This is a genomic window from Rhizobacter sp. P2_H2 (assembly GCF_056403375.1).
The window spans coordinates 1-7,870 of the sequence record NZ_JBFUFP010000167.1; the positions used below are offsets into that span (position 1 = coordinate 1).

The following is a 7,870-nucleotide window of genomic DNA, read 5'->3' on the forward strand; positions in this document are numbered from 1 at the left end:
TTCCTGCAGCGCCCGGTCACGCAGGCGCTGTGGGAACGCGCCGAGCCGACCACGCTGCTCGCGCTGATGGCAGTGGCCATCGCGGCGCTGATCGGCATCCCGTGCGGCATCGTCTCGGCGGTGTACCGCGGGCGCTGGCTCGACCAGGTCGTCACCGGCGCCGCGATGCTGGGCGCCAGCATCCCGAGCTTCTGGTTCGGCATCGTGCTGATCCAGCTGTTCGCGGTGTCGCTCGGCTGGTTCCCGGTCTCGGGCTACGGGGCGCCCGATGCATCGCTCGGCGAACGCCTCCATGCGCTGATGCTGCCGTCGCTGGTGCTGGGGGTGCTGAACTCGGCGCTGATCATCCGCTTCACGCGGGCCTCGATGCTCGACGTGCTGGGCGAAGACTACGTGCGCACCGCGCGCTCGAAGGGCCTCGGCGAAGGCACGGTGGTGCTGAAGCATGCGCTGCGCAACGCGCTGGTGCCKRTCGTCACGGTGCTGGGGCTGACRGTSGCGCTGATGATCGGCGGCGCSGTSGTCACCGAGACGGTGTTCGGSYTRCCCGGCRTSGGCAACCTGGTGGTSARCGCGGTGMTSCGGCGCGACTACCCGGTGATCCAGGGYGCGCTGCTGGTGATCGCGGCGATCTACGTGCTGATCAATTTCGCGATCGACCTGCTGTACGTGGCGGTCGATCCTCGGGTGAAGCTGTGAGGATGTCGTCGTGAAAGTCCCTCGCCTCCTTCGACAACTGATGCACCGCCGCATCGTGATGCTGTCGGCCGCCGTGCTGCTGGTGATCGCGGTGCTCGCGCTCGGCGCCCCCTGGTTCGCGTCGTTCGACCCGAACGACACCGCGGTGCTGGACCGCCTGAAGGCGCCGAGCGCCGCCCACCTGCTCGGCACCGACGAGCTCGGCCGCGACCTGTACGCGCGCATCGTGCACGGCGCGCGCTATTCGCTCGCGATCGCCGCGCTGACGGCCCTCGGCTCGGTGCTCGCCGGCACGCTGCTCGGGCTGGTGGCGGGCTTCTTCCGCCGGCTCGACACGCCGCTGATGCGCGTGGTCGACGCGATGATGTCCTTCCCCGACATCCTGCTCGCGATCGCGCTGGTCGCGATCCTCGGGGCCTCGCTGCTGAACGTGGTGCTGGCGCTGGTGCTGGTCTACACGCCGCGCGTCGCGCGCGTGGTGCGGGCCTCGACGCTGGTGGTGCGCGAGCTGCTGTTCGTCGAGGCGGTGCGGGCGCTGGGCGTGCGCACCTCGCGCATCCTGTGGCGCCACATCCTGCCCAACCTGCTGTCGCCGATCCTGGTGCAGGTCTCGTTCATCTTCGCGTACGCGATCCTGGCCGAGGCCGGGCTGTCGTTCCTCGGCGTCGGCGTGCCGCCGGAGATTCCCACCTGGGGCACGATGGTCGCCGGCAGCCAGCAGTACGCCGACCGCGCATTCTGGGTCGTGCTGTTCCCCGGCCTCGCGATCATCCTGACGGCGCTGTCGCTGCAGATCCTCGGCGACGGCGTGCGCGACCTGCTCGATCCCAAGCTGAAGAAGACGCTCTGATGACCACCAACCGCCTCACCGTGACCGGCCTGAGCACCTGCTTCCCGACGGAAGACGGGCTGGTGCGCTCGGTGGCCGACGTCAGTTTCGGCATCGTGCCCGGCAAGACCACCGCGATCGTCGGCGAATCGGGCTCGGGCAAGTCGGTCACCAGCCTGACGCTGATGCGGCTGCTGCCGAAGACCGCGCGCGCGCAGGTCGCGGGCAGCGCACGCTTCGTCACGCGGGCCGGTGCCGAGGTCGACCTGCTGACGCTGCCCGATGCGCCGATGCGCGCGCTGCGCGGCAACGAGCTGGCGATGATCTTCCAGGAGCCGATGACGAGCCTGAACCCGGTGTTCACCGTCGGCGAGCAGATCGCCGAAAGCGTGCGGCTGCACAAGCGGCTGGACCGCGCCGCCGCGCTCGCGCATGCGAAGCGGATGCTCGACCTGGTGGAGATCCCCGCTGCCGCGCAGCGCCTGCACGAGTACCCGCACCAGCTGTCGGGCGGCATGCGCCAGCGCGTGATGATCGCGMTGGCSMTSGCCTGCSRSCCGACSCTGCTGATCGCAGACGAGCCGACCACCGCGCTCGACGTGACGATCCAGGCGCAGATCCTGGTGCTGATGCGCCGGCTGCAGGCCGAGACCGGCATGAGCATCCTGTTCATCACGCACAACCTCGGCGTGGTCGCGCACCATGCCGACGACGTGGTCGTGATGTATGCCGGCCGGGTCGTCGAGTCGGCGCCGGTGCGACCGCTGTTCGCGGCGCCCGCGCACCCGTACACGCAGGGGCTGCTGGCCTGCCTGCCGGGCAAGTCTCATGCGGCGGGGCAGCCGCGGCCGAAGCGGCTGTTCGCGATCCGCGGCCAGGTGTCGAGCCCGCTCGCGCCGCCGCCGGGCTGCGCGTTCGAGCCGCGCTGCGACCAGGCGATCCCGGCCTGCGCGCAGGCGGTGCCGCCGCTCGCGGACAGCGGTGAATCGCGACAGGCGCGCTGCATCCGCGTGCCGTCGCTGGAAAGGAATGCCGCATGAGCGATGCAGCCACCCCGCTGATCGAGGTGAAGAACCTCAGGCGCTACTTCGGCAGCAGCGACAAGCCGGTGCGCGCCGTCGACGACGTGTCGTTCGCGATCCGCGCCGGCGAGACGCTGGGCCTGGTCGGCGAATCCGGCTCGGGCAAGAGCACGATCGGCCGCACGGTGCTGCGCCTGATCGAGCGCACCGGCGGCCAGGTGCTGTACCGCGGCGACGACCTCGGCGCGCTGTCGGCCGAACGCATGCGCCGCCTGCGCAGCAAGCTGCAGATCATCTTCCAGGACCCGTACGCGAGCCTGAACCCGAAGATGCGCATCAGCGCGATCCTCGACGAGGCCTTGTCGACGCACGGGCTCGCGAAGGGCCGGCGCAAGGAGCGCATCGCCGAGCTGCTCGAGCTGGTCGGGCTGCGGCCGGAGCATGCGAGCCGCTTCCCGCACGAGTTCTCCGGCGGCCAGCGGCAGCGCATCGGCATCGCGCGGGCGCTGGCGGTGGAGCCGGAGTTCATCGTCGCCGACGAGCCGCTGTCGGCGCTCGACGTGTCGATCCAGGCGCAGGTGATCAACCTGCTGGCCGAGCTGCGCGAGCGGCTGTCGCTGACGATGCTGTTCATCTCGCACGACCTGGACGTGGTCGAGTACCTGTGCGACCGCGTCGTGGTGCTGTACCTGGGCCGGGTGATGGAGGTGTCGACCACCGCCGAGCTGTTCGCGCGGCCGCTGCACCCGTACACGCAGGCGCTGCTGGCCGCGAGCCCGAAGCCCGACCCGCTGGACAAGACCGAGATCATCCCGCTGAAGGGCGACATCCCGAGCCCGATGAACCCGCCGTCGGGCTGCGTGTTCCGCACGCGCTGCCCGCACGCGATCGAGGCTTGCGCGCAGGCCATCCCCCCTCTCGCGGACAAGGGCGCCGGCCGCCTCTCGGCCTGCATTCGCGACGACCTRATCACCGCATGACCACCATGACCGACGACCTGATCGACCCGCTGCTGCAACCCGGCCTGAAGGGCTACCCGCTGACCGCCGCGCCGCGCCGGCGCAGCGAGGTCGCTGCCGCCGGCTGGAACGTGCTGGCCGGCGACCTGCCGCTGCCGCTCGCCGTGCTGAAGCGCGAGGCGCTGGAGCACAACATCGCGTGGATGCAGCAGCGCACGCAGGACTGGGGCATCCAGCTCGCACCGCACGGCAAGACCACGATGTCGCCGCAGCTGTTCCGCCGCCAGCTCGACGCCGGCGCCTGGGGCCTGACCTTCGCAACCGTCAACCAGCTCGCGATCGGCGTCGCCACCGGCGCGCGCCGCACGCTGATCGCCAACCAGGTCGTGCACGACGCCGACCTCGCGGCGATCCAGGCGCTGCTGCGCGGCCATGCCGACCTGCGCATCGTGTTCCTGGTCGACTCGCTCGCGCAGCTCGAGCTGATCGAGGCCTGGGCCAAGGCCCACCCCGGCGCCCTGCCCTTCGAGGCGATGCTCGAGGTCGGCGTGGCCGGCGGCCGCAGCGGCGTGCGCACCGAAGACGAAGCCGCCACGCTCGCGCGCCGCATGCATGCCAGCCCCGCGCTGAAGCTGGTCGGCATCGAGTGCTACGAAGGCCTCGGCGCGAAGGGCGAGACCGATGCCGACGTGCCGTATGCGAAGGCGCTGATGGACCGCGTCGAGGCGATCGCGAAGACCGCCGATGCAAACGGCTGGTTCGAAGCCGACGAGGTGCTGCTGTCGGCCGGCGGCTCGGCCATCTTCGACCTGGTGGCCGGCCGGCTCACGCCCTCGCTCGCGCGGCCGGTGCGCGGCCTGCTGCGCTCGGGCTGCTACGTGACGCACGACCACGGCTTCTACAAACGCATGGTGAACAGCGTCGAGGCGCGCCTGGGCTGCGGTTGCGGCGAGACGCTGCGCCCGGCGATGGAGGTCTGGGCGATGGTGCAGTCGCGGCCGGAGCCGGGCCTCGCGATCCTCGCGGTCGGCAAGCGCGACATCTCGTTCGACCTGGCGCTGCCGGTGCCGATCGCGCGTGCGGCGCGCGGTGCGCTGCAGGCCGCGCCGGTGCCGGCCGGCTGGGCCATCACCGGCCTGAACGACCAGCACGCGTACCTGCGCTGGGCCGCGGATGACGAGGCCGCCGCCCCCGCGGTCGGCGAGCGCATCGGCCTGGGCATCTCGCATCCCTGCACCACCTTCGACAAATGGCACTGGATGCCGGTCGTCGAGAACGACTACCGCGTCAGCGACGCGGTGGCAATGCACTTCTGATCCCCCGACCATGACCAAGAGCCTGCTGGAGAACGTGGCCGCGGCGCGCGAAGGCGCCCCCACCGCACGCCGCGCGATCCTCGACCTGATCCTCGACGACCCCGACCGCGTGCTCGAGGAGAGCTTCGAATCGCTGGCCGAGCGCGCCGGCAGCTCGGTGCCCACCGTGATGCGCACCTGCCGCGACCTCGGCTTCGCCGGCCTGCGCGAGTTCAAGCTCGCGCTGGCCCATGCGCTGGCGCTCGGCGGCTCGCCGCTGCACCGCCGCGTCAACATCGAGGACAGCGCCGACCAGGTGGTCGCGAAGATCTCGCGCAGCGCCGCCGCGTCGGTGGCCGGCGTGCGCGCGCAGCTCGACATGGCCGCGCTCGGCGCCGCCGTCGACGCGATCGCGGTCGCCCGCCACGTCGACCTGTACGGCGCCGGTTCCACCTCGTGGTTCATGGCGCAGGATCTGCAGGCGCGGCTGTTCCGCCTGGGCCTGTCGGCCACCGCGTGGGCCGACTACCACCTGCAGCAGGTGGCAGCCGCCGCGCAGGACGAGCGCGGCGTCGTGATCGCGATCTCGCACGTCGGCGGCATGCCCTCGCTGCTCGACTCGGTCGACATCGCCCGTGCGCAGGGCGCGAAGGCGGTCTGCATCACCCGCCCCGGCACGCCGCTGGCCGAGCGTGCCGACATGCTGATCGCGCTGAGCGTGCCCGACGATGCGGTGATGCACGTCGGCATCGACGCCTACCTGACCCACCTGACCGTGATCGAGATCCTGACCGTGCTGGTCGCGCAGCGGCGCGGCGACCCGGCCGTGCAACGGCTGACCTACGTGCGCGAGGCGCTGCAGCGCCACGGCATCGACGTGCGCACGCACCCGCTGCAGAGCTGGGACGGCGGCGGCGTGGGGGCCAAGCCATGAGCGTGTCGGCCACTCTCTTCCAGAACGGCTTGGTGATCGACGGCTCCGGCACGCCCGGCTGGACCGGCGACGTGCTGATCGCCGGCGACCGCATCCTGCGCACCGGCGCCGGCCTGCGCGACCGCCTGCCCGAGGGTCTCGCACCCGACGAGGTCGAGACCGTCGACTGCAGCGGCCTCGCGATCGCGCCGGGCTTCATCGACGCCCACACGCACGACGATGCGATCGTGCTGCGCGACCCCGACGGCCTGCCGAAGCTGTCGCAGGGCATCACCACCGTCGTCACCGGCAACTGCGGCATCTCGCTCGCGCCCTACGTCACCGAGGCCGCGAAGCCGCCGCTGAACCTGCTGGGCGCCGGCTCGTTCCGCTACCCGACGATGGCCGCCTACCGCGACGCGGTGCAGGCCGCGCAGCCGTCGCTGAACGTCGCCGCGCTGGTCGGCCACACGACGCTGCGCTTCGCGGCGGTGCCCGATCTCTCGAAGCCGGCCTCGGCCGACGAGCGCGCGCGCATGGCCGCGCTGCTCGAAGCCGCGATGGCCGACGGCGCGCACGGGCTGTCGTCCGGGCTGTTCTACGAAGAGGCCTTCCCGGCGCCGGCCGATGAGGTGACGGAGCTGGCGCGCATCGTCGCGCGCCATGGCGGCATCTACGCCACCCACCTGCGCAGCGAGATGGCGCAGATCATCGAGGCACTGCACGAGGCCGGCGACACCGCGTTCGCGGCCGGCGTGCCGCTCGTGATCTCGCACCACAAGTGCGCCGGCCCCGCCAACTGGGGCCGCACGCGCGAGACGCTGCCGCTGATCGATGCGCTCGGCACGCGCCAGCCGGTCGCGATGGACGTCTACCCCTACGTGGCAGGCTCCACCGTGCTGCGCGAGGACCTGGTCGACGGTGTGATCGACGTGATGCTGACCTGGAGCGACGCGCACCCGGAGCACACCGGCCGGCTGTTGTCGGCGATCGCCGACGACTGGGGCGTCGACCAGAAGACCGCGTGCCGCCGGCTGCAGCCGGGCGGCGCCTGCTACTTCCAGATGAACGAGGACGACGTCGAGCGCGTGATCGCGCACCCGCGCACGATGATCGGCTCCGACGGCCTGCCGCACGACCGCCACCCGCACCCGCGGCTGTGGGGCGCCTTCCCGCGCGTGCTGGCGCGCTACTGGCGCGAGCGGCAGCTGTTCACGCTGGAGCAGGCGGTGCACAAGATGACGGGCCTGACCGCGCGCAACTTCCGCATCGCCGGGCGCGGCCTGCTGCGCCCGGGGATGATGGCCGACGTGGTGGTGTTCGACCCGGCGCGCATCGCCGACACCGCCACCTACGATGTGCCGATCAGCGCGAGCATCGGGATCTCCTCGGTGCACGTGAACGGCGTGCGCGCCTATGCTGCCGGACCGGTGCCGCAGGTGCTGCAGCGCGCCGGACGGATGTTGACGAGGGGACCATCGGATGTCGTCTGAACAGATGCTCGAGAAATCGCTCGATGTGCTGGCCATCGGCGAGGCGATGGCCGAGTTCAACCAGCAGCCCGACGGCCGCTACCTCGCCGGCTTCGGCGGCGACACCTCGAACTGCGCGATCGCGGCCGCCCGCATGGGTGCGCGCACCGGCTACCTGACGCAGCTCGGCGACGACCTGTTCGGCGAACAGCTGCTCGCGCTGTGGCGGCACGAAGGCATCGCGACGCAGGGCGTGCAGCGCCTCGCCGGCGCCGAGACCGGGCTCTACTTCGTGACGCATGGCGAGGGCGGCCACCGCTTCTCGTACCGCCGCGCCGGCAGCGCGGCAAGCCGCATGCGCCCCGTCGACCTGCCGCCCGGCGTCGTGCAGGGCGCGCACTGGCTGCACTGCTCGGGCATCTCGCAGGCGATCAGCGCATCGGCCTGCGACGCGGTGTTCGAGGCCATCGCCCGCGCGCGCGGTGCCGGCACGCACATCAGCTACGACCTGAACTTCCGCCCTGCGCTGTGGCCCGCGGCCCGCGCGCTCGCGATCGCGCGCGAGACGCTGGCGCACTGCGACCTGTTCTTCCCGAGCATCGACGAGATCGGCGCGCTGACCGGGCTGCTGCGGCACGACGACATCCTGCGCTGGTCGCATGACCAGGGCGCGAAGCGGGT

8 protein-coding genes are annotated in these 7,870 nt (G+C 71.7%); all 8 read left to right on the forward strand.

The window, feature by feature from the left end; translation table 11 throughout:
- A partial coding sequence (locus AC1D15_RS11785; protein ID WP_477826121.1) for an ABC transporter permease occupies window positions 1–699 on the forward strand: 699 nt, incomplete at its 5' end.
- A gap of 10 nt (window positions 700–709) precedes the next feature.
- Window positions 710–1,549, forward strand: a complete 840-nt coding sequence (locus AC1D15_RS11790) for an ABC transporter permease (RefSeq protein WP_477826122.1) — start codon at window positions 710–712, stop codon at window positions 1,547–1,549.
- Entirely contained in the window at window positions 1,549–2,568 is a 1,020-nt protein-coding gene (locus tag AC1D15_RS11795; protein ID WP_477826123.1) for an ABC transporter ATP-binding protein, read from the forward strand. The genes AC1D15_RS11790 and AC1D15_RS11795 overlap by 1 nt, the downstream gene beginning before the upstream one ends.
- On the forward strand, window positions 2,565–3,530 hold the full coding sequence (locus AC1D15_RS11800) for an ABC transporter ATP-binding protein (RefSeq protein ID WP_465113893.1): 966 nt from the start codon (window positions 2,565–2,567) through the stop codon (window positions 3,528–3,530). The genes AC1D15_RS11795 and AC1D15_RS11800 overlap by 4 nt, the downstream gene beginning before the upstream one ends.
- The gene (locus tag AC1D15_RS11805) at window positions 3,527–4,825 is read left to right on the forward strand and encodes an amino acid deaminase (RefSeq protein WP_477826124.1); all 1,299 of its coding nucleotides are present in this window, start codon (window positions 3,527–3,529) and stop codon (window positions 4,823–4,825) included. The genes AC1D15_RS11800 and AC1D15_RS11805 overlap by 4 nt, the downstream gene beginning before the upstream one ends.
- Window positions 4,826–4,835: 10 nt before the next feature.
- Window positions 4,836–5,738 carry a MurR/RpiR family transcriptional regulator gene (locus AC1D15_RS11810; protein WP_047503265.1) on the forward strand — a complete coding sequence of 301 codons (903 nt, stop codon included), beginning with the start codon at window positions 4,836–4,838 and terminating at the stop codon, window positions 5,736–5,738.
- Complete coding sequence (locus tag AC1D15_RS11815; RefSeq protein ID WP_477826125.1) at window positions 5,735–7,210, forward strand: N-acyl-D-amino-acid deacylase family protein; 1,476 nt, start codon at window positions 5,735–5,737, stop codon at window positions 7,208–7,210. The genes AC1D15_RS11810 and AC1D15_RS11815 overlap by 4 nt, the downstream gene beginning before the upstream one ends.
- Window positions 7,200–7,870: sugar kinase (locus tag AC1D15_RS11820; RefSeq protein ID WP_477826126.1), on the forward strand; the 671-nt coding region annotated here is incomplete at its 3' end. The genes AC1D15_RS11815 and AC1D15_RS11820, both read left to right, overlap by 11 nt.

What these genes read in the sequence shown, in the direction of transcription:
- AC1D15_RS11815 (WP_477826125.1), top strand. Translation starts at nt 5,735, where the DNA reads ATGAGCGTGTCGGCCACTCTCTTCCAGAACGGCTTGGTGATCGACGGC.
- AC1D15_RS11805 (WP_477826124.1), top strand. Translation starts at nt 3,527, where the DNA reads ATGACCACCATGACCGACGACCTGATCGACCCGCTGCTGCAACCCGGC.
- AC1D15_RS11810 (WP_047503265.1), top strand. Translation starts at nt 4,836, where the DNA reads ATGACCAAGAGCCTGCTGGAGAACGTGGCCGCGGCGCGCGAAGGCGCC.